The 23,033-nt window shown below is 69.4% G+C and carries 23 protein-coding genes; 11 read left to right on the forward strand and 12 right to left on the reverse strand.

Going from position 1 to position 23,033, the window contains the following annotated elements:
• Nucleotides 1-10: 10 nt before the first annotated feature.
• Nucleotides 11-1,015 (reverse strand): LacI family DNA-binding transcriptional regulator, encoded by a 1,005-nt coding sequence (locus AC1ROC_RS16915; protein ID WP_247597219.1) that lies wholly within the window; start codon nucleotides 1,013-1,015, stop codon nucleotides 11-13.
• Between the two features lie 173 nt (nucleotides 1,016-1,188).
• On the opposite strand from AC1ROC_RS16915, the gene AC1ROC_RS16920 reads away from it, so the two are divergent.
• The 6 genes from AC1ROC_RS16920 to AC1ROC_RS16945 all read left to right on the forward strand — a co-directional run bounded on the left by AC1ROC_RS16920 (nucleotide 1,189) and on the right by AC1ROC_RS16945 (nucleotide 7,482).
• On the forward strand, nucleotides 1,189-2,541 hold the full coding sequence (locus AC1ROC_RS16920; protein WP_085367485.1) for an ABC transporter substrate-binding protein: 1,353 nt from the start codon (nucleotides 1,189-1,191) through the stop codon (nucleotides 2,539-2,541).
• A gap of 2 nt (nucleotides 2,542-2,543) precedes the next feature.
• Nucleotides 2,544-3,536: a carbohydrate ABC transporter permease gene (locus tag AC1ROC_RS16925; protein ID WP_247597220.1), complete on the forward strand. Its 993-nt coding sequence runs from the start codon at nucleotides 2,544-2,546 to the stop codon at nucleotides 3,534-3,536.
• Nucleotides 3,533-4,357, forward strand: coding sequence for a carbohydrate ABC transporter permease (locus AC1ROC_RS16930; protein WP_085367486.1), 825 nt, complete (start codon nucleotides 3,533-3,535; stop codon nucleotides 4,355-4,357). The genes AC1ROC_RS16925 and AC1ROC_RS16930 overlap by 4 nt, the downstream gene beginning before the upstream one ends.
• A gap of 5 nt (nucleotides 4,358-4,362) precedes the next feature.
• On the forward strand, nucleotides 4,363-5,340 hold the full coding sequence (locus AC1ROC_RS16935) for a glycosyl hydrolase family 32 (RefSeq protein ID WP_493001584.1): 978 nt from the start codon (nucleotides 4,363-4,365) through the stop codon (nucleotides 5,338-5,340).
• Entirely contained in the window at nucleotides 5,337-6,485 is a 1,149-nt protein-coding gene (locus AC1ROC_RS16940) for a serine hydrolase domain-containing protein (RefSeq protein ID WP_493001586.1), read from the forward strand. The genes AC1ROC_RS16935 and AC1ROC_RS16940 overlap by 4 nt, the downstream gene beginning before the upstream one ends.
• 115 nt (nucleotides 6,486-6,600) lie before the next feature.
• Entirely contained in the window at nucleotides 6,601-7,482 is an 882-nt protein-coding gene (locus tag AC1ROC_RS16945; RefSeq protein WP_493001588.1) for a CPBP family intramembrane glutamic endopeptidase, read from the forward strand.
• A gap of 24 nt (nucleotides 7,483-7,506) precedes the next feature.
• On the opposite strand, the gene AC1ROC_RS16950 is transcribed toward AC1ROC_RS16945, so the two are convergent.
• The gene (locus tag AC1ROC_RS16950) at nucleotides 7,507-9,441 is read right to left on the reverse strand and encodes a PKD domain-containing protein (protein WP_493001590.1); all 1,935 of its coding nucleotides are present in this window, start codon (nucleotides 9,439-9,441) and stop codon (nucleotides 7,507-7,509) included.
• Nucleotides 9,442-9,631: 190 nt separating this feature from the next.
• Here AC1ROC_RS16950 and AC1ROC_RS16955 point away from each other — a divergent pair, with 190 nt between their 5' ends.
• Nucleotides 9,632-10,195: a hypothetical protein gene (locus tag AC1ROC_RS16955; protein ID WP_493001592.1), complete on the forward strand. Its 564-nt coding sequence runs from the start codon at nucleotides 9,632-9,634 to the stop codon at nucleotides 10,193-10,195.
• Here AC1ROC_RS16955 and AC1ROC_RS16960 read toward each other — a convergent pair.
• Complete coding sequence (locus tag AC1ROC_RS16960) at nucleotides 10,182-10,745, reverse strand: dihydrofolate reductase family protein (protein WP_493001594.1); 564 nt, start codon at nucleotides 10,743-10,745, stop codon at nucleotides 10,182-10,184. The two genes, AC1ROC_RS16955 and AC1ROC_RS16960, sit on opposite strands and share 14 nt — an antisense overlap.
• A 61-nt stretch (nucleotides 10,746-10,806) precedes the next feature.
• A complete protein-coding gene (locus AC1ROC_RS16965) occupies nucleotides 10,807-11,049 on the reverse strand; it encodes a hypothetical protein (protein ID WP_085367493.1) in 243 nt (80 codons plus the stop codon).
• A 150-nt stretch (nucleotides 11,050-11,199) separates the two neighbouring features.
• On the opposite strand from AC1ROC_RS16965, the gene AC1ROC_RS16970 reads away from it, so the two are divergent.
• On the forward strand, nucleotides 11,200-12,285 hold the full coding sequence (locus AC1ROC_RS16970) for a hypothetical protein (RefSeq protein WP_493001596.1): 1,086 nt from the start codon (nucleotides 11,200-11,202) through the stop codon (nucleotides 12,283-12,285).
• 8 nt (nucleotides 12,286-12,293) lie between these two features.
• Here AC1ROC_RS16970 and AC1ROC_RS16975 read toward each other — a convergent pair whose 3' ends face one another.
• Genes AC1ROC_RS16975 through AC1ROC_RS16990 form a run of 4 tightly spaced genes read right to left on the reverse strand, consistent with a single transcriptional unit; the run spans nucleotide 12,294 to nucleotide 16,488 of the window.
• A complete protein-coding gene (locus AC1ROC_RS16975) occupies nucleotides 12,294-13,292 on the reverse strand; it encodes a glycoside hydrolase family 43 protein (RefSeq protein WP_493001598.1) in 999 nt (332 codons plus the stop codon).
• 4 nt (nucleotides 13,293-13,296) lie between these two features.
• The gene (locus AC1ROC_RS16980) at nucleotides 13,297-14,211 is read right to left on the reverse strand and encodes a carbohydrate ABC transporter permease (RefSeq protein ID WP_493001600.1); all 915 of its coding nucleotides are present in this window, start codon (nucleotides 14,209-14,211) and stop codon (nucleotides 13,297-13,299) included.
• Nucleotides 14,208-15,188 carry a carbohydrate ABC transporter permease gene (locus AC1ROC_RS16985; protein ID WP_168688266.1) on the reverse strand — a complete coding sequence of 327 codons (981 nt, stop codon included), beginning with the start codon at nucleotides 15,186-15,188 and terminating at the stop codon, nucleotides 14,208-14,210. The genes AC1ROC_RS16980 and AC1ROC_RS16985 overlap by 4 nt, the downstream gene beginning before the upstream one ends.
• Nucleotides 15,178-16,488 (reverse strand): ABC transporter substrate-binding protein, encoded by a 1,311-nt coding sequence (locus AC1ROC_RS16990; RefSeq protein WP_434950677.1) that lies wholly within the window; start codon nucleotides 16,486-16,488, stop codon nucleotides 15,178-15,180. Before AC1ROC_RS16990 ends, AC1ROC_RS16985 begins: the two co-directional genes overlap by 11 nt.
• Before the next feature lie 154 nt (nucleotides 16,489-16,642).
• On the opposite strand from AC1ROC_RS16990, the gene AC1ROC_RS16995 reads away from it, so the two are divergent.
• Together AC1ROC_RS16995 and AC1ROC_RS17000 are read left to right on the forward strand one after the other, a co-directional pair.
• Entirely contained in the window at nucleotides 16,643-17,653 is a 1,011-nt protein-coding gene (locus AC1ROC_RS16995) for a LacI family DNA-binding transcriptional regulator (RefSeq protein WP_493001603.1), read from the forward strand.
• A gap of 80 nt (nucleotides 17,654-17,733) precedes the next feature.
• Nucleotides 17,734-19,557 carry a glycoside hydrolase family 2 protein gene (locus tag AC1ROC_RS17000; RefSeq protein ID WP_493001605.1) on the forward strand — a complete coding sequence of 608 codons (1,824 nt, stop codon included), beginning with the start codon at nucleotides 17,734-17,736 and terminating at the stop codon, nucleotides 19,555-19,557.
• 23 nt (nucleotides 19,558-19,580) lie between these two features.
• Here the strand turns inward: AC1ROC_RS17000 and AC1ROC_RS17005 are convergent, their stop codons facing one another.
• Entirely contained in the window at nucleotides 19,581-19,949 is a 369-nt protein-coding gene (locus AC1ROC_RS17005; RefSeq protein ID WP_085367498.1) for a MerR family transcriptional regulator, read from the reverse strand.
• A 101-nt stretch (nucleotides 19,950-20,050) separates the two neighbouring features.
• On the opposite strand from AC1ROC_RS17005, the gene AC1ROC_RS17010 reads away from it, so the two are divergent.
• Nucleotides 20,051-20,260: a hypothetical protein gene (locus tag AC1ROC_RS17010; RefSeq protein ID WP_055897053.1), complete on the forward strand. Its 210-nt coding sequence runs from the start codon at nucleotides 20,051-20,053 to the stop codon at nucleotides 20,258-20,260.
• 3 nt (nucleotides 20,261-20,263) lie between these two features.
• Here the strand turns inward: AC1ROC_RS17010 and AC1ROC_RS17015 are convergent, their stop codons facing one another.
• From AC1ROC_RS17015 to AC1ROC_RS17025, 3 genes are read right to left on the reverse strand one after another with little or no spacing between them, the layout of a single operon-like run.
• Entirely contained in the window at nucleotides 20,264-20,701 is a 438-nt protein-coding gene (locus AC1ROC_RS17015; protein WP_168688270.1) for a MarR family winged helix-turn-helix transcriptional regulator, read from the reverse strand.
• 9 nt (nucleotides 20,702-20,710) lie between these two features.
• Entirely contained in the window at nucleotides 20,711-22,696 is a 1,986-nt protein-coding gene (locus AC1ROC_RS17020; protein ID WP_493001608.1) for an MSCRAMM family protein, read from the reverse strand.
• A gap of 41 nt (nucleotides 22,697-22,737) precedes the next feature.
• Entirely contained in the window at nucleotides 22,738-22,989 is a 252-nt protein-coding gene (locus AC1ROC_RS17025; protein ID WP_493001610.1) for a DUF6458 family protein, read from the reverse strand.
• Nucleotides 22,990-23,033 lie beyond the last annotated feature (44 nt).

The following is a 23,033-nucleotide window of genomic DNA, read 5'->3' on the forward strand; positions in this document are numbered from 1 at the left end:
TGCAGCCCGGTCACCTGCTCAGGACGGAGTCCCGGTGCACGACCTCCATCGGGATGAGGGCCTCGCGCACCGGGTCGTCGTTCAGCAGCATCTCCACAGCCCTGGCGCCCATCGCCTCGTGGGGGAGCGCGACGGTGGTAAGCCCCGGGCGCAGGTAGGCGGCCAGTTCGTCGTTGTCGAAGGAGACGATCGAGAGATCGTCCGGGATGCTGAGCCCGGCTTCGAGCGCCGCCTGGTACGCACCGAACGCGAGGCGGTCGTTCATGCTCAGGATGGCCGTGGGGCGCACCTTCCTGGCGAGCAGCTTCTTCGTCGCCTCGTAGCCTTCGTCCGGTTCCCAGAGCCACGACGACGACTCGGAGGCGAACGTCAGACCGTTCTCGGCCATCGCATCCCTGATGCCCGCGACGCGCTGCGCCACCGTCGCCGAGCGGAACAGCCCGCGCTCCTTCTCGTCGCTCTGGCCGAGGAGGGCGATGCCGTCGCGGAAGCCGGCGTCGGTCAGGACGGCGACGGCGGATCGGCCGCCGCCGTACTCGTCCGGCAGCACGGCGTGCGGGAACCGGGCGTTGGTCGCGTTGAGCATGACCACGGGCGTCTCGATCGCCATCTCCGGCAGGAACAGTTCGCGGGCGCGCATGGTGGCGAAGACGATCCCGTCGACCTGGCGGTCGAGGACGGCGCCGATGGCCTCGGTCTCGCGCTTCGGCTCTCCGCCGGTCTCGAGCACCATCATGACGTGACCGGCCTTCTCGGCCGCGGTCAGCGCCCCCTTGATCAGGCCGGACGCGAAGCGGGTGGTGGCGACCACGTCGGAGATGAAGGCGATGGTGTGGGTCTTGTCGGTCTTCAGCCCGCGTGCTGCGACGTTCGGGCGGTAGCCGAGCTCGCTCGCGGCGGCGTGGACGCGGTCGTGCGCATCCTGAGACAGCCGCGTGTCCGGGCGGCCGTTCAGGATCATGGACGCGGCAGACACCGACAATCCGGCCTTCCTGGCCACGTCTGCCAAAGTCACGCGCTTACTCAACATCGAGCGGTCCTCCTCCTTGCGGGATGTTAGCCGCTCACGTGGCCAATCGAGAGACGTAGTTGACAATCTGTGCGACGTCACTCAGTATAGGGCCTGCTGAAAGCATTTAGCAGAGGGTTTCGGGCAACGAATCCCGCCCTTCGACAAAGGAGTCCTGTATGTCCCCCACCTCGCGCAGGCGACGGCTCCGCGGCGCAGCAGCCGCCGGCCTCATCGCCTCGATCACCGCCGTCGTCTTCACCGGATGCGCTCCGGGGTCGAGCACCCCCGGCGCCACGACGGCCACCGACGTCAGCACCACGCTCACCAAAGACAAGGTGCAGCTGACCATCGCCGACGAGACCGGCTTCCCGCTCACCGACGACCTGGCCAAAGAGTTCACCAAGCAGCACCCCAACATCACCTTCAAGATCACGAGGGACACGTTCCAGAACCTCACGGCCAACGCGCCCAAGCTGCTCGCCAGCTCGACGCCGCCCGACCTCATCCGGTTGCCGACGCTCGGCGACACGGTCAAGGACGGTCTGGTCGCCAACCTCGACCCGTACTTCAAGGCATACGGCTGGGACAAGTGGTCGGCCGCGCAGCTCGCACCGCTGCGCATGACGGACGAGGGCGTCCGCGGAAGCGGCTCGCTCTACCAGCTCGGCCTCGGCTACAGCGTGACCGGCATTTACATGAACACGAAGCTGGCCGCTCAGGCGGGCATCACCTCCACGCCGGAGACGCTGGACGAGCTGCAGGCCGACTTCGCGAAGGCCAAGGCGGCCGGGATCGCCCCGCTCGTCGAGGGCGACAAGGACGGCGTGGTCAACTTCACCGTCCAGGCCGCGATGAACCAGTACGCGGACAAGACCGAGTTCCTCGACTGGATGTTCAACAAGCCGGGCGCGACGTACAACCAGCCGGGAATCGTGAAGGGCGCTGACCTCATCCGGAAGTGGGCGGATGCCGGCTACTTCCCGTCCGACATCAACGCTGTCGACTACTTCACCTTCGTCAGCAACTTCCAGGACGGCAAGGGCGTCTTCACCTTCAACGGCAACTGGGAGGCGGCCAACTACGCCAAGAAGCTGGGCAAGGACGTGTCGTTCTTCCTCGTTCCCCCGGCCAAGAAGGGCGGAGACCACGTGGCGATGGGCGCGGCGAACTCGTTCTCCGCGGCAGCCAAGTCGAAGAACCTCAACGAGGTCGCGTACTTCCTCAACTGGATCCACACCAACGACAAGGCGCGTCAGATCGTCGTCGACGTGACCGGTGCGGCCCCCGGCGGCGACCCGTCGCAGGCGCAGCCGAAGGTCGAGAAGGGCTCCCTCACCGAGAAGGTCCTGGAGTCGGCAGCGCAGATCGCCAAGGAGGACGGCCAGGTCGACTTCATGGCCAACACCACCGCCGGCATCTACGCCGGGGCGATCATCCCCGAATCCCAGCTCCTGGTGACCAGCAAGATCACCGGCCAGGAGTTCGTGGACAAGGTGCAGGCGTTCTACCAGCAGGAAGTGAAGAAGTAACGATGAGCACAGTGCGGCCCCGGATCAGCGACGACACCGTCGGCAGTGCCCCTGCTGTGCGGCGGGCGGATGGCGCAACCGCATCCGGGGCCGCACCTCGGCCTGCCCGTACCCGCGCTCGGGCGCGCGGGTACGGCAGCAGGATCGGCTGGGTGCTGGTGGCGCCCGCCGTCCTCTTCTATGCGGCCTTCGTGCTGTGGCCGCTCATCCAGGGTGTGCAGTTCTCGTTCTACGACTGGAACGGGATCGGCGCATCCACCTGGGTGGGACTGCAGAACTACCTGACCGTGTTCACCGACCCCGACCTGCTCGGGGCGATCAGGAACGCGTTCATCCTGATCGCGTTCTTCACGGTGATCCCGGTGATCGCCGGGCTGGTGCTGGCCACCCTCATCCGGTCGATCAAGGCCGGGTTCTTCTCCAGCTTCTCGCAGACCGTGCTCTTCCTCCCGCAGATCATCCCGCTGGCCGCGGCCGGTATCGCCTGGTCGTGGATGTACGCCCAAACCGGCGCGGTCAACCAGATCCTCGGCTGGGTCGGGCTGGGCGGGCTCGCCCGTCCGTGGCTCGGCGACTACCAGACCGCGCTGCCGGCCGTCGGCCTGATCGGCTCGTGGACGCTGACCGGGCTCTGCACCGTGCTGCTGCTCACCGGGATCGGCAAGATCGACGCATCTCTCTACGAGGCCGTGCGCCTCGACGGCGCCGGGTGGTGGCGGGAGTTCTTCACCATCACGATCCCCGGCCTCCGCCAGGAGCTCGCGGTGCTCATCACCATCACGATCATCGCGGCCCTCAGCAGCTTCGACATCATCTATACGACCACGCTCGGCGGGCCGGGCCGGGCGACCCTGGTGCCGGGCATCTCGATCTACCGGATCGGGTTCACCCAGAGCGAGGTCGGGCTGGCATCCGCGTTCGGCATCGTGCTGATGGTCCTCGTCCTCATCGTCGTCCTCCCGATTCAGCGTCTCTCGAAAGTGCGTGACTCATGATCGTCCATCCCGTCGAGAAGTGGACGGGGCGCGTGCTGCTCTCCGTCGTCCTCGTGCTCACCGTCATCCCGCTGGTGAGCATGCTCTCCGCCGCCCTGCAGCCCGCCGACCTCAACCCGACCGGCCTCACCTGGCCGAGCGACCCGCAGTGGGTGAACTTCGGCGAAGCCTTCGTCACCGGGCACGTCTGGGAGCTGCTCGGCTCCAGCGGCCTGATCGTGCTCGGGGTGGTCCCGGTCAGCCTGGTCATCTCGAGCCTGGCGGGATACGCGCTCGGCAGCCTGAAGATCCGGGGCGGTCGCGCCCTGCTGATCCTCTTCATCCTGGGGCTGACCATCCCGTTCGAGGCGCTGATCATCCCGCTGTACTACGAGATGCAGTCGCTGAACGTCCTGAACACGCAGTGGGCGATCATCCTGCCGCTGATCGGGCTGTTCATGCCGTTCAGCGTGTTCTGGATGCGCGCGCACTTCGTCGGCGTGCCCGCCGAGCTCTCCGAGGCCGCGCGGGTGGACGGCGCGACGATGTGGCAGGAGCTGCGGCACATCCACCTGCCGCTCGCCCGGCCCGCGCTGTCCGCGCTGGCGATCCTGCTGTTCCTCTGGACCTGGAACCAGTTCCTGCTGCCCGTGGTGTTGATCGCCGACCCGTTGCAGCGCACCGTCGCCGGGGCGCTGACCTTCTTCCAGGGGCAGTACAGCCTGAGCATCCCGCTGCTGAACGCGGGCGCCCTCATCATCATCCTTCCCACCATCCTGGTCTTCGTGATCTTCCAGCGTCAGTTCATCAAGGCGCTGATCCAGGGTGCGGTCAAGGGCTGACGGGCATGGTGTTCAGCAAACGGGATCACTGGGTCTGGGACTTCTGGCTCGCCGACGACGGCGAAACGCACCACCTCTTCTACCTGCACGCGCCGACCTCGCTCGGTGACCCTGACCTGCGCCACAGGAACGCGTCGATCGGGCACGCGACGTCGACCGACCTGACCGACTGGGAGGACCACGGGCCGGTGCTCACGGCCGGGCCTCCCGGCGACCTGGACAGCTCGGCCACCTGGACGGGGAGCGTCGTGCGCGGCGACGACGGACGCTGGCGGATGTTCTACACCGGCTCCGTCTTCCTCTCCCCGCACGAGATCGCGAACGTCGAGTCGATCGGCGTCGCCACCTCCGACGACCTCTTCACCTGGACGAAGGAACCGCGGCTCAACCTGCAGGCCGACCCGCGCTGGTACGAACTCCTCACCGACCGGACGTGGCACGAGGAAGCGTGGCGCGACCCGTGGGTGTTCCGCGATCCGGCCGGTGAGGGATGGCACATGCTGATCACGGCCCGCGCCCGCGACGGCGGTGACGTGCGCGACCGGGGAGTGATCGGGCATGCCAGGTCGGCCGACCTGCACGAGTGGGTCGTCCAGCCGCCGGTGAGCGCGCCGGGAAGCGGCTTCGCCCACGTCGAGGTTCCGCAGTTCGTGCGGGTCGACGGCCGTGACATCCTGCTCTTCTCCTGCGACGCGGCACATCTCGCCGGGCGGCGAAGCGGGGACTCCGGCGGCGTCTGGTTCACGGCAGCCCAGGCTGCCACCGGGCCGTTCGACCTCGCCTCCGCTACGCTCCTGACGCCGGAGTCTCTGTACGCCGGCAGGGTGACCACCGACCGCAGCGGCGCCTCCGTCTTCCTCGCGTTCGAGAACGTGGATGCGGCGGGCGGCTTCGGCGGGAGGGTCAGCGACCCGTACGACATCGGTTGGGACGACGCGCGCCTCACGCTCCGCGCGCGCGAACGAGAAGGAGAACGTGCATGACGGTCGAAATCGCAGGGACGGTCGAGCCAGGGTACGAACGGGTCGCGGACGCCTTCGAGCGCGCATTCGACGGACGCCCGACGATGGGAGCCGGGCTCACCATCCGGGTCGGCGGCAGGAGGGTGGTGCACCTGTGGGGCGGCCTGGCCGACGAGCGGTCGCGCTCGCCGTGGCAGGAGGACACCGCCTCTGTGGTGTTCTCGTGCACCAAAGGGCTGATGTCCATCCTGGTCGCCCGGCTGGTGCAGGATGGCCTGCTCGACTACGAGGCCCCTGTCGCGCGGTACTGGCCCGAGTTCGCGGCAGCGGGCAAGGCGGACGTCACGGTCGCCCAGCTCCTGTCCCACCGCGCCGGACTGTCCGCGTTGCGCGAGCCGCTCACCATCGACCAGCTGGTCGACTGGGATCACGTCACGTCGCTGCTCGCCGCCGAGGAGCCGCTGTGGCAGCCGGGGACGGGATACGCGTACCACGCGGTCACGCACGGCTGGCTGGCCGGTGAGCTGGTGCGCTGCGCCACCGGTCAGAGTGCAGGGCAGTACTTCGCCGCGCTCGCGGGCGACCACACCTCCGGCGCGTGGATCGGCTTGCCGGACGCTGCCGCATCCCGGGTCGCGCACCTCCAGGCGTCCGACTCGCAGGTCGAGGCCGGCGAAGAACTCGGCGAGGCGCCGTCGCCCTGGACGGCGCTCGCGATGACGCTGGGCGGCGCGCTTCCTGCGCAGCTGGTCACGCCCGACGGCGGCTTCAACGACCCGCGCATCCGGGCGGCCGAGATCCCTGGCGCCGGCGGGATCGCCACGGCGGACGCACTCTCGGCGATCTGGTCGGCCACCGTCACGGAGACAGACGGGCGCACCCTGCTCGACGACGCGACACTGGATGCGGCACTCATCCCCATGAGCGAGGGCGAGCCGGTCTTCCCCAGCCCCGCCCCGTGGCCGCGCTGGGCGCGCGGCTTCCAGCTCGACTCCGAGGCTCGTCGCTACCTCGGCGACGCGAGCTTCGGCCACGACGGCGCCGGCGGCCAGGTGGCGTTCGCCGACCGCCGGGCGAAGGCCGGGTTCTCGTTCGTGACGAATTGGATGGAGGCGGGCGACGACAGGGCGACACGGATCGTGGACGCGTTCCGCGCTTCGCTGTAGGTCTGCTGACCGAGATGTGTGCGCACCGAGCGCGTGCGGTGTGATTGCGTGCATTCGCCTGTATGGTCGTGACGCCGGGGTCGCTCCGACACCGCACTCTCGAACGGGGAAGACGATGACGGGCGAACACGACGAGAGCGGCGCGGGCACAGCCGAGAGGACCTCGGCCTGGCAGGCGTTCTGGGCACGCGGCGGATGGTGGAAGGCGGTGCTCGTCGCCGCCGTCTACATGGCCCTGTACCTCGCCGTCGGCCGGCTCATCGGGCTGTTGTGGGGCGACGCGCTCACCGACGGCGGCCCGCTGAGCAGCGCGATCAACGTCTTCCTCGAGCTCATCCTCCCGATCGGGATCGGCGCGGTGATCATCGTGGTGTTCCTCGTGGTGTCCGGGCTGCTGCCGCGGGTGTTCGCATCCAGGGTCGTTCCTGCGAGGGGCTGGATGTGGATCGCCGTAGCCGTCGTCGCCTACCCGATCGTGCTGCGACTCATCGGCATCGACTACGGCTCGTTCGCGCCCGGCGTCGTGCCGTTGACGCTGCTGGCCGGGGTGTTCATCGGTGTGGCGGAAGAGCTGGTGACGCGCGGTGCCGCGGTGACGCTACTGCGCAACGCGGGATACGGCGAGTTGGTGGTCGCGGTGCTGTCGTCCACGATCTTCGCGCTCATGCATACCGCCAACGCCATCGGCACCGGCTTTACGCCGACGGTCCTCATCACCATCCCGTACACCTTCTTGTTCGGTGTCTGCATGTACCTGGTGATGCGCGTCACGGGCAGCATCGTCTGGGCGATCGTCGCCCACGCCCTCACCGACCCGACCCTGTTCCTCTCCACCGGCGGAATCGACACCGCGGCTGCCGGTCCCCAGAACGGGCTGCAGGCGATCGCGGGGACAGGGAACTACGTCGTCATGCTGTTCGGGATCGTCGCCCTGTTCCTCATCCGCGGGCGGGTCGGCGACCGGCTCGGCCGTCGCGCGGAGCGGCTGCCGGACTGAGCGGGGCTCCCGCGTCGTCGCGGCCTACGGCGTCACCGCCACCAGGTCGTCCACCCCCATCAGCACGGGCGCGTTGGCCACGCCGCCGGACAAATACCCGGTGATCGCCAGCCCGCCCGGCGCCTGCAGTCCGGGCGTCGTGTCCGTGATGGATCGCTGCCAGGTGGTCGGCTCCGTCGTGCCGTCCGGCCAGGCCCTGGCCTGGATGAGCGTGGGACTCGTGCCCGTGACGCGCAGCCGCACGGCCAGTTTCGTCCCTGCCGCGTATGTGGCGGGGAGTGCGACAGACGATTGCAGCACCACCTCCGCGCCGCCGTTCGGGTCGACCCGCACCAGTTGCAGCGTCACCTTGCCCACCGACGAGACGATCACTTTGGCCTGGTAGGAGCCCGTCGTCACCACGCGCCGACCGGAGATGGAGATGTAGACGTTGCCGGAGGACGGCAGCTTGTCGGCGGACACGTTGAGGCGCAGGTCGGTGTTGGCGGAGCTCACGCCGGTGAGCCTGGTCGTGCCTCCCGAACCGGCAGGCAGCTGGATCAGGCCGGTGCTCGCCCCGACCGAGTAGAGGGATGCGCTGCCGGCGACCGTCCACGCGCCGCCGGTCGGCGCCGTTCCCCATCCGTTCGAGATGACGCGGTCGAACCCGTCCGTCGCCAGCGAGCCGGTGGGTGGCGGCGGTGCGGTGACCGCGATCGTCTTGGTGGTCGACCCGCTCGCCCCTCCGTTGTCGGTCACGGTGAGTCTCGCGGTGTACGTGCCCGCTGCCGGATAGGTGTGGCTGACCGTGCCGCCCGTCCCGGTCGCGCCGTCGCCGAAGTCCCAGGCGAACGTGCTGATCGTGCCGTCCGGATCCGTCGACGCGCCGCCGTCGAAGTTGCAGGCCAGGTCGGTGCAGGATGACGTGAAGCTCGCCGTCGGCGGCTGGTTGCCCCCGCCCCCGGCGGGCGCGATGGTGAACGAGTCCGCGAAGTTGCTGCCCGCCGCACGTGCGAACGACCCGCTGAGCTGCGTCGACGTGGCCGTCACATCCACCGACCCGTACGTCGGCGTCTGGTTGGCGCCGGATGCCGCACCGAAGTAGTTGGCCTCCGGATCCGCGGCGTTGACGTTGTAGAGGCCGTTCCCTCCCGTGCCCGCCGTCACGAACACCGTGCCGGCGCCCTTCACCATCGAAGCGTCGCTGTCGGCGACGCAACTGGCCGAGAACGTTCCGGGAACGATCGCCGTGCACGCGCCTCCGGTGGCGAGCTGGTTCGTGCGCTGGTAGAGGTGCTCGTGGCCGGTCAGCACGAGGTCGACGCGCTTGCCGACGAGCAGGTTCATCAGGTCGGCGCCCGCCTCGCACCCGTACTGGCCCAGCGAGAGGCAGGGCTTGTGCATCCCGACCACCACCCACGGGATGTTCGCGGCGCGTGCGCCGTCGATGGCCGCCGCCGTCCAGTTGTAGTGCGAGGTGCCCGCGTTGTAGGTCCAGGTGCCGTCCGCGAACGGCAGGCCGGGGGAGATCATCACGAAGCGGACGAGCGGGGCGCCCTGCGGGACGTCCACGTAGTACTGCCGCCCGTATGTGCCGACCGCGCCGGGGAGCTGGTTGGGCAGGCAGGCGCCGAAGTCGTTGATGTTGCCGTTCTGTCCGCTGCTCTCGTGGTTGCCGGAGACGAGCTCGAACGGGAACCCGGCTCCGACCGCCTGGGTCACGCTGTCGCACCACGACTGCTCGTCGCCGACGGCACCGTAGGAGAGGTCGCCGACGGCGAGGTGGAGGTCGGGATGCAGTGCGCCGATCCCGGCGAGCACGGCCTGCGCGTTGGCGGAGGTGCCGTAGTCGCCGGAGGCGGTGAAGTGGACGCTGGTGGCGTTCGGCGCGATCCCGAGCGCTCCGCCGGGGGCGGTGAGCGCGAGCGCGGCGACGGTGAGGCCGACGATCGCGGCGGTGAGGGTTCGACGAGCAGGCATTGGAGCGCTCCTTCGCAGCTCACGTCTGTGCTCTGCTGCCACGGGGCGCATGCCCCCGCAGAGGCAGAGGCCCTGGAGGGGCCTGGCCTCAGGGTAGCCCTGAGCGGGGGTGGGGCGGAAGGGAAAGTGAGAAAATCTCGTGGGCTGATCCCGCATCCACCGGCCGGGTCCCGACGCCTAGACTCGTGCTGTGCCCGACGACATCCCCGTACTGAGCGACGCTCTGTTCGAGACGTTCGGGAGCGGAAGCTGGGCGTTCCTGCCGGCCACGACGCCCGAGGCGCTCGCCGCTGCACTGGATGCGCGGATCACCGACGATCGGTTTCGCCTCGCCGAGAACCCCAGCATCGGCGACGGTCCCGGCCTGCTCGTGCTCACGGCGCCGGTCAACGGCTGGGTGATGCTGCTCGGCGCCAGCGAGACGGTCGGCGCGGCAGCCGCGGTGCTCAGCGAGGGCATCGGCGTGTTCCAGGCGATGATCGACGTGCGCCTGCCCGCGATGAGCTGGTCCCACCTCGAGGGCGGTGCGCCGACGCGGACGGTGTCCGTGGAACTGGGCGACGACGGCGACCTGGTCACCAGGACCGCGGGGGACCCGCTGCCGTTCGAGGGCGACGGCCTGGTCCTGCCGACCTCGCAGCACGGCTACGACCCGTTCTTCTACCCGGTGGCGATCCTCGCGGAGCACGGAGTGACGCTCAACGTGCTGGCCGAGGCGCTTCGGCGGCCGAGCGTGACGCTCACCCTCGGGTGACCAGGTAGCGCAGGAACACGCTCCCGTTCGCGAAACGGCGCTCCTCCTGCAGGTCCAGCCCGATCGTCAGGTCGAGCGGGAAGGCCGGCGTCCCCCCTCCGACGGCCACCGGCACCAGGATCAGCTGCACCTCGTCCACGAGCCCGGCCCTCAGTGCTGCCGCCGCGACGGTCGGGCCGCCGATGCCGACGTCGTCCGGAGCGTCTGCGACCAGGGCGCGCACCGCATCCGGATCGAACTCGCGCTGGATGGTCGTGCGCGGCGTGACCGGTTCGGCGAGCGTCGACGAGTACACGACCTTGTCGGCGTTCCGCCAGATCCCGGCGAAGTCGACGACCTCCGGCTCATCGTCCGGGTCGTCGCCGAACGTCTGCCAGACCTGCATGGTCTCGTACATGCGCCTGCCGTACAGATAGGTGGAGACGTCGCGTTCCAGGTCGTTGACGAACGCGTGCACCTCCGCATCCGGGGCCGCCCAGTCGAAGCCTCCCGACGTGTCGGCGGTGTAGCCGTCGACGGAAGCGATGGCGAAATAGACGAGACGTGGCATCGGTGGAACCTCCCGCACCGACTCTAAGCAGTCGGTGCGGGATGCGCCAGAGCCGTCCCGGTCAGCCCACCTGCGGGAACAGCGCCCCCAGCGCGCGGAGCTCGCCTCCGAAGAACACCGGCACGACGATGTCGAGCACGAATGCGATTCCGAAGGCGAGCGCCACGGCACCGGCCGCGATGACGACGAGCACGGAGAACAGCCGCAGATAGGCGTTCTCCGCAACGGCCGCGAGCACCCCTCGAGCTCGCGGAACCTGCGGAACCGACCCCGTGAACGGGAGTTGGTGGTTCAGCGTCGTCATGGTTTTCCCCCTTGGTGTGGCCGATGTATCCAGTCAACCGGGATGCGCGGCGCGCGGCATCAGCCGTGGGTCGTGTGTGGGTCATCCGCCGGTATGATTCCCGGGGCGGGACGATCGGCCGACAGCGGGCGGCCACGGGGGAGAGTTGTGATGGCGAAGGCGCGTAGGTCGCTGTGGATCGTGGTGGTTGCCGTCGGTACGGCGCTCGCCCTCGGCGTGGGGATCACGGCACTGGTGTTGGTGATCGGGGCTCGTGCTGCAGCCACCCCGCAGGCGGTGGTGTCCGCCTACCTCGCGGACGTGAAGCGCGGCGACGTGGAGGCGGCGACGAAGCTCGAAGGCCGTCAGCACCGGGCAGTGGATGTGCTGCTCACCAACAAGGCGTACAAGAACGCGACGGACAGGGTCACGGGCTACCGCATCCTGGGCGTTCGGTCGCACGGGCGCGACGCGACGGTCACCGCGGAGGTGACGGGCGGCGGTAAGACCACCACGCGCGACTTCGCGCTGCGTCGGGACGCGTGGACACCGGCGTCGATGGTGGGCGTCGATGGGTGGAAGCTCGCGCCGGTCACGCTCGGCACGGTCACGGTGACCATCGGAGCGCCTGGGCGAGTGGATGCGACGCTCGCGGGTGTGCCGCTCGGCTGGAAGGGCGCGACCCTCCGGCTGAACGCCTTCCCTGGCACGTACACGCTCACCGCCGAGGCGAGCACCGACTGGTTCACGCTCGCCGGGGCGAAGGCGACGGTGGCCGGTTTCGGCGCAGACGCGCAGCTGCGGGATGCGGCCGTGCTCACACCGAAGGGGCTCGACGCGGCGAAGGCCGCTGCCCAGGGCTGGCTCGACGGCTGCGCGGCATCGCAGGACGCCCAGCCGGCGGGATGCTCGTTCGGGCTCTCCAGCGGCGCGGAGGCGGGCGAGGTGTGGACGAACGCCGCATGGACCATCCAGAGCCGCCCGGAGCTGACGGTGGGGCCGTGGGACTTCGACTGCCACCTTCCCGATCAGGCCGACGTGAGCGCCGGCGGCTGCTGGCCGGTGAAGACGGCGACCCCCGGCACGGTGACGTTCCACGCCGACTTCTCGTTCCCGGCGACGGGCGACTCCGGCACGATCACGTCGACGGCTCCGATCGAGGCGGACGTGGAGGGCTCCGTCTCGTCGTTCGGAGACGCGGGCGCCGTCTTCCAGTCGGTCACCTGGGGTCCCGGCAGCTCGTCCGAGGGCAGCTGACCCGGGCGTCAGCCGAGGTGCGGGGTGGCGCCGTCCCAGGTGAGGGGACGGACGAGCATCCCGCGGTAGGCGTACGCGTCGTCCCAGCTGTGGAAGACGAGCCAGTCGTGGCCGCCGAACGTGACGACGTTCTGGCCGCCGGGACCGTGGAACGTGCCGAGCTTCGACGCGGAGGTGAGGAAAGGCTTCTCCTGCGATGTGAACGGCTGCGTCAGCGACGTGCCCGTTGCCGTGCCGATCGCGTAGTCGTCTCCTCCGTAGTCGTTCGCGGAGAAGAACAGCACGTAGACGCCGTCACGTTTCACCAGGTCGGGCGCCTCCACCAGCGCGCCCTCCCAGGCGCGGTCCTGCTTCAGGAGCTTCACCGGCGGCCCGGCCAGGGTGAGGCCGTCCGCCGAGAGCGGCGCCGTCTCGATCCAGGTGTCGAGGCTGCAGCAGTTGCCGTCCGTCTTCCAGAGCAGGTGGAGGCTGCCGTCGTCGTCGCGGAAGGTGGCGGCGTCGATGGCGCCGCCCGCCTCCACCGGGCAGACGAGCGGCGTATCCGAGGCGGGGGTGAACGGCCCGCCCGGTGTCGCGGAGGTGGCGGTGCCGATGCACTGGCGACCGGATGCCGCATCCTGGGCCGTCAGGTACATCACGAACGCGCCGGGGGAGACCTCCGCCACCTCGGGAGCCCAGGTGCGGCCGGGCTGCGCCCAGCCGGGGAGGGCGCTGAGGGCGTCCTTCTGCGACACCGTCCAGTCCCTCATATTCGTGGAGGTCGCTGACCGCACCAGGAAGCCGGGGGTGTTCGTCGCGAAGGCGTACGCGGTGCCGTCGTGGACGAGCACATCCGGGTCGGCGAAGTCCTGGTCGATCGCGAAGTCAGGGCCGGCGCTCGCCGACGGTGAGCCGGAGGCGGGGCGCGACGACACGCCTGCTCCGGATGCGCATCCGGAGAGTGCCGCGAGTGCCGCGAGGGCGGCGGCAGCCACGACCGCCGCCGCCGCGACCCCGGCGGACCTCACGACCTCACCCCTTCACGCCCGAGCTGGCGACGCTGTCCACGATGTGGCGCTGCGCGAACGAGAACAGGATCAGCACCGGGATGGACGCGATCACCGCGCCCGCCATCACGATGGCGAAGTGCGTCGAGTACGCGCCCTGCAGCTGGGCGAGGCCGGGCTGCAGCGTGAGGTTCTCCGGGCTGAGCAGCACGTAGACCGGCCAGAGGAAGTCGTTCCAGTTGGCGAGGAAGCTCAGCACGGCGAGCGTCGCCAGCGCCGGGCGCGCCAGCGGCACGACGATCTGCAGGAAGATCCGGATGTCGCCCGCGCCGTCGATGCGCGCGGCCTCCTCGATCTCCACCGGCAGCCCGATGAAGAACTGACGGAGGAAGAACACGCCGAACGCGCTCGCAGCACCCGGGATGGAGATGGCCCAGATGGTGTCGAGCCAGCCCAGGTTCTGCACGATCAGGTAGTTCGGGATGAGGAAGATGACCGGAGGCACCAGCAGCGTGGCGACGATGGCGCCGAACACGATCTTCTTGCCCCAGAACTCGAGGCGGGCCAGCGCGTACGCGGCGGCGGAGGCGGTGACGAGGATGATCGCCGTCTGCAGCGTCGCGGCGAGCAGGCTGTTGAGGAACCAGCGGAAGATCGGCTGCTGGCCGCTCGACAGGGTGACGTACGCGTCGATCGACCACGGCGTCGGGAACACCGAGAACGGGTTCTGGATGGCGTCGCTGTCCGTCTTGAACGAGGTGAGCACGATCCACACCAGCGGCAGCACGATCAGCAGCGTGACCAGGGACAGCACGACGTAGAGCACGACCTGCCCGGCGGTGCGGCGAGGCGACGTTCGCCGCTGTGCCCGGGCGAGCTGACGCTCGCCGCCCTCGGCATCCGGCGTCGGCTTCTGCTTCGAAGAGGTGACGGCGGTCATCGGGGTGCCCTTTCCGTGCGCTCCCGCTGCAGGCGGAAGTTGACGATGCTGATGATCGCGAGGAACACGAACAGCACATAGCTCATGGCCGACGCTGCGGCCATGTTGTTCTGCGAGAGACCTTGATCGGAGATGTACATGATCGCGGTGCGGGTCTGGTTGCCCGGGCCGCCCTTGGTGATGATGTACGACTGACCGAACATGTTCGCCGAGGCGAGGATGGTCACGGTGACGACGAACGTCATCACCTGGCGGAGGCCCGGCAGCGTGACACTGAAGAACTTCCGGATGGGGCCAGCTCCGTCGAGCGCGGCCGCCTCGTACAGGTCGTTGTTGATGCCCTTGAGCCCGGCCAGGATGATCACCGTGTTGAAGCCGAGGGTCCACCAGACCGTGACGCCGACCAGGGAGACCCAGACCCAGGGGACGTTGACGGTCCACGGGATGTCCGAGGGGAGGCCGAGCATCCCGAGCACGTGGTTGACGATGCCGGACTGGGTGTCGAGCAGGTACTTCCAGATGACGCCGATGACCGCGACGCCGAGCACGTACGGCGCGAAGAACACGGCGCGGAAGACGGTGCCGCCGCGGATCCTGCGGTTGAGCAGCTGGGCGATCAGCAGCGGGATGACCAGCAGGAACGGCACGCTGGCGACCGTGAAGATGCCGGTGGCGCCCATCGACTGCCAGAAGTCGCCGGAGGTCGCGGAGTCCGGGGTGAAGAGGTCGATGTAGTTCTTGAGCCCGATGAACTGCTGGGTGTCGCGGAACGGGCTCCAGTTGGTGAGGCTGATCCAGAGGCCGAAGACCGCGGGGCCGGCCACGAAGACGAGGAAGAGGACGAGGAACGGCGCCAGGAACAGGTAGGCCGTCTTCGTACGGCGCGGCGCAGCCAGGTTCGAGCTGCGCCGGGCGCGCCGAGGCGGCACCACGGCGTTACGCCGTGATGCCGCCTCTACTGCGAGCTCATTCGCCATACGTCTGCTTGTTCTGCTTCAGCAGCGTGTTCGCCTTCTCGACCGCGTCGTCGAGAGCCTGCTTCGGCGACTTCTTGCCGGTGATGGCCTCGTTGACGGCCGTGGTCACAGTGGCCGTGACGTTGGTGATGCCGGGGGCGGAGGTCTCGTAGTGCGCGTACGGGAGCTCGTCCAGGAACGGCTTGAGGTTCGGGTACTTCTGCACCAGAGCCGGATCGTTGCGGACGCTGTTGCTCGCGGGCAGCTCACCGGTGTCCGGCCAGCTGGCCGAGTTGTCGTTCATCCACTTCACGAACGTGGCCGCGGCCGACGTCTTGTTCTTGTCCTGACCCTTGTTGGCCATGAACATCCAGTGCGTGGACGAGGACCAGACGGCCTTCTCCGTGCCGATCTGAGGCACCGCGACGGCCGACCAGTCGAGCTTGTCGAACGCGGTGTTGGTGGTCTGCCAGACGCCGTTCCAGTTGAAGGCCGTCTTTCCGGCGATCAGGGCGTTGATGTTGCCGTCCTGCGCGACGTTCGCCGGGCTGTATCCCTGCTTGATGAGGTCGGTCATGTGGGTGAGCGCCTGCACGCCCGCGTCGGAGTTGAAGGTGGCCTTCGTGACGTCGTCGTTGAAGAGGTCGCCGCCGAACTGCCAGAGCAGCGACTGGAACTCGAACGTGCCGGTGAAGACGTAGCCGTCGACCCACTCGCCCTGGATGCCCGCCGTCTTGAGCTTGGCCAGCGCATCCATGTACGAGGTCTTGTCAGCGGGGATGGTCGTGGGGTCGATGCCCGCCTGCTTGAGCACGTCCTTGTTCACGTAGAGACCGAGCGGGGTGACGCTCCACGGGATGCCGTACTGGGCTCCCTTGTACTCGCCGGCCTTCATCAGGCCCTCGGGGAAGTCGCCGGCGCTGTACCCGAGCGACTTCACGATCGAGTCGCTCTTGAGCAGCAGGCCCTGGGCGGCGTACGTGGCGACGTCGTCGCCGTGCGCGACCGCCACATCCGGGCCCTTGCCCGCCTTGACGGCGAGCGGCATCTTCTTGGCGAGATCGGCCCACTCCATCGGGACGTTCTTGACGACGATGTTCTTGTGCTCGGAGTTGAACTTGTCGACGAGCTTCGGGACCAGGACGGGTGCTGCCCCGCCGGTCCAGCCGTTCCAGAACGTGACGGTGACCTTGGGGCCCGAGTAGTCCCCGGACGCCACCTCTCCGCCCGAGCCGCCGGAGCTGCCGCAGGCGGTCAGTGCGAGGCCGAAGCCCACGGCCACCGCGGCGGCCAGGACCCGCACGGCAGATCGCTTCTTCATGTGATTTCTCTCCCTTGAGTGACAGGCACGAGTGCGCGGCCGGGCCGCGCCCTTCGAAATTACAGCGCTAGAAATTTGCTGTCAAGCGGTGAGCGATGGTGGACTGGCGGGAGCAGCGACGCAAAGTAGAGTTCTCACGACGGAAGGAGACGCTGTGGCCGGTGTGCGCTTGCAGGATGTCGCGGAGTTGGCCGGGGTGTCGATGAAGACCGTCTCCAACGTGGTCCACGACTACCCGCACGTCAGCGACCGGATGCGCGAACGCGTGCAGAAGGCGATCGACGAGCTCGGCTACCGGCCCAACCTGCTCGGCCGCAGGCTGGCCACCGGGCGCACGGGCCTGATCGCGCTGGCGTTCGCGGATGTCACCCTGCCGTACTTCGCCGAGCTGGCCCGCCGCGTGTCCGACGTGGCGGAGGAGCAGGGATACCGCGTGCTGCTCGAACAGACCGACTCGACCATCGAGGGGGAGCGCGCCGCCGTCTCCGGGATCGAGGCCGGCATGGTCGACGGGATCATCTTCCAGCCCAGCGTGATGAGCTCGGCCGAGCTGGCGCAGACCAGGAGCTCCCTCCCGATGGTGATCCTGGGCGAGGGGGCTGCCCCGCTCAGCATCGACCGGGTGATGATCGACAACGTCGCCGCCGCCCGCGAGGCAACGACGCACCTGCTCGCGCTCGGCCGCCGCCGCATCGCGTTCGCCGGTCACGAGCCGCAGCGCATCTCGCGCACCTCCGAGCTCCGCATCGCCGGGTACCAGGCCGCGCTCGAGGCCGCCGGGGTGACGCCGGACCCCGGGCTGCTCATCCCGAGCAACGCGATCTCGCCGGTGGACGGCGCAGCGGCGATCGGCGCCGCACTGGATGCGGGTCTGCGGTTCGACGCGATCATGTGCCGCGACGACCTCGCCGCCATCGGCGCACTGCGCGCCCTGCAGGAGCGCGGCCTGCGGGTTCCGGACGACGTCGCCATCTCCGGATGGGACAACACGCTGATGACCTCGGTCACCTTCCCGAGCATCACCACCATCGCACCCGACCTCACGGCGCTCGCGACGCGGGCCATCACGATGCTCTGCGAGCGGATCGACGGGCTGACCTCGATGGGCAGGCACGAGCTGGTCGGGTATCGGCTGGTCACCAGGGAGAGCGCACCGACGCTCTGAGTCCCCCGCTCCGCCCGCTCGGCTCGCCGTGTTCGCCTCACCGTTTTACAGCGCTGCATTTCTGGTGCACCATAGTGACCATGACTTTTCCAGCCGCAGGCACGCTCGATGGAACATACCCGCGCCCCCAGCTCGTGCGGGAGCACTGGTGCGACCTGGGCGGCACGTGGGCGTTCGCGTACGACGACGCAGACGCCGGCGAGGCGCAGGGCTGGTACTCGGACGCTGAGGCGACGCGCTTCGACCGCTCGATCGTGGTGCCGTTCCCCCCGGAGTCGCCCGCATCCGGCATCGGCGACACCGGCTTCCATCCGGTGGTCTGGTACCGGCGCACCATCGGCGCCTCCGAGCTCGAGACGATCGGCGCGAGCGACGACGCACCGCGCGTGATCCTCAACTTCGGAGCGGTGGACTACCGTGCCCGCGTCTGGGTCGGCGGCCGGTTCGCTGGCGAGCACGAGGGCGGGGGGTCGCCGTTCTCGTTCGACGTGACCGACCTGCTCGCGGCGGGTGGCGCATCCGGTGGAGCGGACGTGTCGATCGTCGTGCGCGCGGAGGACGACCCCGCCGACCTCTCCCAGCCGAGGGGCAAGCAGGACTGGCACCGCGAGCCGCACTCGATCTGGTATCACCGCACCACAGGCATCTGGCAGCCGGTCTGGCTCGAAGCGGTGCCGGCGGTGGCGATCGAGCGCATCCACTGGACCCCCGACCTGATCTCGGGAACGGTGGCGGCGCGCATCCGGCTGAACCGTCCGGCCCGCGACGGGGAGACGCTGGCCATCTCTCTGAGCCACGAGGGACGAGCGCTCGGCTCGGTGACGGTGCCGGCGGTCGGCCGCAACATCGAGACGACGGTGCCGCTGCCGCAGCAGCGCAACGGGCAGGCGTACGAGGAGCTGCTCTGGTCGCCGGAGCACCCGCGACTGGTGGATGCGGTGGTCACGGTCGGCGCGGACACCGTGCGGTCCTACCTCGGTCTGCGTTCGGCGGCGGTCGCCGGCGGGCGGTTCCTGCTGAACGACCGGCCGTACTACGTGCGCTCCGTGCTCAACCAGGGCTACTGGCCGGAATCGCACCTCGCCGCACCGTCGGTCGACGGCCTGCGCGCGGAGGCGCAGCTCATCAAAGACCTCGGCTTCAACGCGGCGCGGCTGCACCAGAAGTACGAGGACCCGCGCTTCCTGTTCTTCGCGGACACGCTCGGCCTGCTGATCTGGGGCGAGTCTCCCGCGGCATACGAGTTCACGCCGACCGCGATCACCCGCACCACCAAGGAGTGGGCGGACATCGTCGACCGCGACTATTCGCATCCCTCCATCGTCACCTGGGTGCCGACCAACGAGAGCTGGGGGGTGCAGCACCTCGCCCACGACGGCCGGATGCGCGACTACGCCGCGGCGCTCGTCTCGCTGACCAAGGCGCTCGACCCCACCCGTCCCGTCATCTCGAACGACGGCTGGGAGCACGTCGACTCCGACATCCTCTCCGTGCACGACTACGAGGCGTCCGGAGAGGTCGTCGCCGCGCGCTATGGAACGCCGGAGGCGGTCGACCGGCTGTTCGACGGACTCGGACCGGCCGGGCGCCGGATGCTCGTGCGCGGTGAACGCGACCGGCAGGCGCCGGTGATGCTGACCGAGTTCGGCGGCGTATCGTTCGTGGACCGCGCGCACGAGGTGGACGGCGCGTGGGGATACTCGGCCGCCTCCAGCCCGGAGGACTTCGCCGAGCGCGTCGGCGCCCTGCTGGAGGCGACGCTGGCCAGCTCGGTGCTCGCAGGGTTCTGCTACACCCAGCTTGCCGACACCGGCCAGGAGACCAACGGCCTGGTGACCGACGACCGCCGCCCGAAGGTCGCGATCGAGCGCATCCGGGAGATGGTGCAGGGGCGGCACGCCTGACGCGTGCCTTCCGCTCGGCCGGGTCAGTCCTGGGCGGAGCCCCGGGAGGCGCTCGCGTCGAGCCGGTGCGCGAGGGTCTCGCGGCGGCGGGTGAGGGCGGCGATGGTCCTGTCGAGGTCGGCGATGCTGTCCCGGTATGCGTCGACGGATGCCGGGCACTCGTCGCTGTACGCGTGTCCGGTGCCGAGGCAGTCGATGAACGGCGACGCTTTGCTGGGGGAGATGCCGGAGTCGGCGAGTTCGCGGATCTCGGCGACCGCACGCAGCTGGTCGTCGGTGTAGTCGCGGTAGCCGTTGGGCAGACGGTCGGGGAGCACGAGACCCAGGCTCTCGTAGTAGCGCACGGCTTTCACCGTGACCCCGGCGCGTTCGGCGAGTTCGCTGATCTGCATGGTGTTCCTCCGCGTTCCTCCGCCCACAGCGTAAACCCTGACCCGCGGGTCAAGGTCAATCGGGCGTACACTAGTTAGTGCACTAACGAATTGAGGAGATCATGTCCGGAAGCTTCATGCGCTGGTACACGCGGATGAACGAGAAGTTGATCAGCGTCGCCGGCCCAGCGCAGCTCGGCGCAGGTCACCCGGAAGGCCCAGATCACCGCTCCGCCGCGTCGCCCTGCCCCATCTGCGGCCGCCCGATGACCGAGCACACCGTGCTCCGGCCAGAAGGCCAGCGCGACGCCACGCGGCTCGTCTGCCCGTAACGCTTACGCCGTGCGCAGCGCCGCCGCGATGATCGCGTGCAGCCCCTCGCGCAGGTGCTCCAGCTCGCTGACCGGCAGCCCCAGCTTCGCCACGATCTGGCCCGGGATCTTCTCCGCCTCCGACCGCAGCGCCCTGCCGGTCTCGGTGAGCGTCACCTCGAGCGTGCGCTCGTCGGTCGTGCTGCGCTTGCGCTCCACGTAGCCGGTGGCTTCGAGCCGCTTCAGCAGCGGCGACAGCGTCGCGGGTTCCAGCTGGATGGCCTCGCTCAGCTCTTTCACCGACCGCGGGTCCCGCTCCCACAGTGCGAGCATCACCAGGTATTGCGGATGCGTCAGCGACAGTGGTTCGAGCACGGGGCGGTACAGCGCGATCACGCTGCGAGCGGCGACGGCCAGGCCGAAGCAGACCTGGTTCTCCAGGGCGAGCAGGTCATCGGACACGATTCGAGTCTACGTCCGGCGGCGGCGCGTCAGTCCCACGGCCACGACGGCCGCGCCGGCGAGCAGCAACCCGCCACCGGCCAGGAGCAGGGGCGCGGGGTCGACCGTCGATCCCGTCGCCGCGAGGTCGGCCGAGCCAGTGCCGGCGGTCGTGCCAGGGTCGGCGGGCGATGACGAGGTCGGCGGGGTGGGTGGCGTCGTGACGGGCGGCGTGGGCGGCGCGACGACCGCATCCAGTGTGAAGTCCACCGCACCGAAGGTCTCCCCGTCCGCCGTGATTGTGACCTCGGCCGTGAGCGGGCCCGTGCTCGTGTAGCCGTCCGGGAGGTCGAGCGTGATCGTGTAGTCGCCCGGCAGCAGATCCGTCGCGCCGAACGCGCCGCTCGCATCCGTGGTCACCGTGCTGCTCGTCGGCCCGTCGATGGTGATGGTCGCTCCGGGGATCGGTGCGCCGTCGGCGTCCAGCACGGTGCCTCCGATGTCGCCCGTCTTGCTGAGCGCGAAGTCGATGCCTGTCACGTCCGCGGTGCTCACCGTCACCGGCAGGCTCCCCGCTCCGTCGACCACCAGGCCGTCCGGCGGGGTGACCGTCACCGTGTACGCCCCGGCCGGGATGCGCGGGAAGCGGTAGCTCCCGTCCGCGGCCGTCACCGCGCTGACCGATCCGCCCGGCCCATCCGCCGTCACCGTCACACCGCCCACGCCGGCACCTCCCGCACCGGATGCACTGACCGTGCCGCTCAGGGTCGGGTTCGCCGTGACGACGAAGTCCTGATCGGTGACGGGCGTCTGCGAGCCGACGGGGATCGTGAACGGCGGCGGCGCGGTGGTGAGCGCATACCCCGCAGGGACCGTGAGCACCGCCTGGTGCTGCCCGACCGGGATGGTGTCGAACAGGTAGCTGCCGTCCGGCCCGGTGGTCGCCGTGGCCGCGCCGATGGTCACGGTGGCGCCGGCGATGGGCTGGCCCGCCGCATCCAGGACGGTGCCGCTGACCGCGACGGGGACGATGTCGCGCACGGCGAAGTCGACCACCGCATCCGTCGCCGACAGGTCGGCGGGCGCACGGGATGCGGTCACCGCGATCTTCCCGAGCGGCGGCGCGATCGACACCGTGTATCCGCTGGTGGCGAGGAAGCCGGGGAACGCGTAGTGGCCGCCTCCGCTGGTGGTCGCGGTGCCGACCACGGCGCCCGTCGCGTCCGTGAGCGTCACCGCCATGCCGTCCAGGGGGCCGGTGTTCGCGTCGGTGACCGTCCCGCTGATGTCGCGCGCGATGGAGGCGAACCAGGTCTGGAAGACGGGCAGCCCTGTCACCCGCGTGTACGTGAAGGTGAGGGAGGCGATGGGCGCGTTGGGCTCGAACCACGCCGACGCCCCCGCCGTGTCGAGCGAGCGCGGGTTGACGACGGGGTCGCCGCTGAGGGTCGCGGTCGTCGCGTTCCAGAGCGGGACGTCTGCGGGCGCCTGCGTGGGGGTGCAGACGCCGGGGACGCAGTAGTTGAAGCTGCTGCGGTAGCCGAGCTGTGCGGCGGTGAGGGGGACCCCATCCGGACCCACCGCGCGGATCTGCACCTTGTCGGCGTCGATGTCTCCGAGCACGAACGTCCACCCGGACGTCGGGGTCGGCGTGCGGAACGTGTACGTGGTGGTGGAGGGCGAAGTGGCGTTGTCGGCGCGAGCGCGGAGGTTCAGATACGGCTTGCCCTGGCTCGACCCGTACTTCGCGCCGACCGGGGTGGAGGCGGCCAGCCAGGTGGATGCGCCGGAGATGACGCCCACCGAACCGGCGCGCGAGTCACTGGTCACATCCGCGACGAGGGGAGGGTTGCTCGCGACGGTGACCGAGGTCGTGTAGTCGTTCGCGGTGCCGGTGAGGGGCGCCCAGCCGGCCCAGGAGGTGGTGGTCGCTGCCGATGCCGACGACCCCAGTATCAACGGCGCCGCGAGTGCTGCGAGCAGGACGGGGGCGGCGATGCGGGGTCGGAGGCGCATGCCTGCACCCTAAACCCGCCCTGCGCGAAAGGAAATGGCGACTAGAAGTCGTCGGAGCGCGTGCGCTGCTCCTGGATGCGCTCGCCCGTCGCCGGGTCGACGCCACCGCGCCGGATGGTCGTGGTCTGCCGTCTGCGCAGTATGAAGATGAGGGACAGGATGAACACCACCACACCGGCGCCCATCAGGATGTAGCCGACGAGCTGCACGTCGATCCACGACACCTGCACGTTCAGCGCGAACGCGAGGATGGCGCCGACCACCACCAAGAAGATGCCACTGCCGATGCCCATGAGCGCTTCCCTTCGGTCGACGTGCGGCTCACGTTACTCCGGTC

This window comes from Leifsonia sp. GW821-FHT13C05 (genome assembly GCF_058806515.1).

What these genes read in the sequence shown, in the direction of transcription:
- AC1ROC_RS16925 (WP_247597220.1), top strand. Translation starts at nt 2,544, where the DNA reads ATGAGCACAGTGCGGCCCCGGATCAGCGACGACACCGTCGGCAGTGCC.
- AC1ROC_RS16920 (WP_085367485.1), top strand. Translation starts at nt 1,189, where the DNA reads ATGTCCCCCACCTCGCGCAGGCGACGGCTCCGCGGCGCAGCAGCCGCC.
- AC1ROC_RS17025 (WP_493001610.1), bottom strand. Translation starts at nt 22,989, where the DNA reads ATGGGCATCGGCAGTGGCATCTTCTTGGTGGTGGTCGGCGCCATCCTC.
- AC1ROC_RS16960 (WP_493001594.1), bottom strand. Translation starts at nt 10,745, where the DNA reads ATGCCACGTCTCGTCTATTTCGCCATCGCTTCCGTCGACGGCTACACC.
- AC1ROC_RS16985 (WP_168688266.1), bottom strand. Translation starts at nt 15,188, where the DNA reads ATGGCGAATGAGCTCGCAGTAGAGGCGGCATCACGGCGTAACGCCGTG.
- AC1ROC_RS16970 (WP_493001596.1), top strand. Translation starts at nt 11,200, where the DNA reads ATGGCGAAGGCGCGTAGGTCGCTGTGGATCGTGGTGGTTGCCGTCGGT.
- AC1ROC_RS17005 (WP_085367498.1), bottom strand. Translation starts at nt 19,949, where the DNA reads ATGCAGATCAGCGAACTCGCCGAACGCGCCGGGGTCACGGTGAAAGCC.
- AC1ROC_RS17010 (WP_055897053.1), top strand. Translation starts at nt 20,051, where the DNA reads ATGTCCGGAAGCTTCATGCGCTGGTACACGCGGATGAACGAGAAGTTG.
- AC1ROC_RS16945 (WP_493001588.1), top strand. Translation starts at nt 6,601, where the DNA reads ATGACGGGCGAACACGACGAGAGCGGCGCGGGCACAGCCGAGAGGACC.
- AC1ROC_RS16940 (WP_493001586.1), top strand. Translation starts at nt 5,337, where the DNA reads ATGACGGTCGAAATCGCAGGGACGGTCGAGCCAGGGTACGAACGGGTC.
- AC1ROC_RS16990 (WP_434950677.1), bottom strand. Translation starts at nt 16,488, where the DNA reads ATGAAGAAGCGATCTGCCGTGCGGGTCCTGGCCGCCGCGGTGGCCGTG.
- AC1ROC_RS16965 (WP_085367493.1), bottom strand. Translation starts at nt 11,049, where the DNA reads ATGACGACGCTGAACCACCAACTCCCGTTCACGGGGTCGGTTCCGCAG.
- AC1ROC_RS16930 (WP_085367486.1), top strand. Translation starts at nt 3,533, where the DNA reads ATGATCGTCCATCCCGTCGAGAAGTGGACGGGGCGCGTGCTGCTCTCC.
- AC1ROC_RS16950 (WP_493001590.1), bottom strand. Translation starts at nt 9,441, where the DNA reads ATGCCTGCTCGTCGAACCCTCACCGCCGCGATCGTCGGCCTCACCGTC.
- AC1ROC_RS16980 (WP_493001600.1), bottom strand. Translation starts at nt 14,211, where the DNA reads ATGACCGCCGTCACCTCTTCGAAGCAGAAGCCGACGCCGGATGCCGAG.
- AC1ROC_RS16935 (WP_493001584.1), top strand. Translation starts at nt 4,363, where the DNA reads ATGGTGTTCAGCAAACGGGATCACTGGGTCTGGGACTTCTGGCTCGCC.
- AC1ROC_RS17020 (WP_493001608.1), bottom strand. Translation starts at nt 22,696, where the DNA reads ATGCGCCTCCGACCCCGCATCGCCGCCCCCGTCCTGCTCGCAGCACTC.
- AC1ROC_RS17000 (WP_493001605.1), top strand. Translation starts at nt 17,734, where the DNA reads ATGACTTTTCCAGCCGCAGGCACGCTCGATGGAACATACCCGCGCCCC.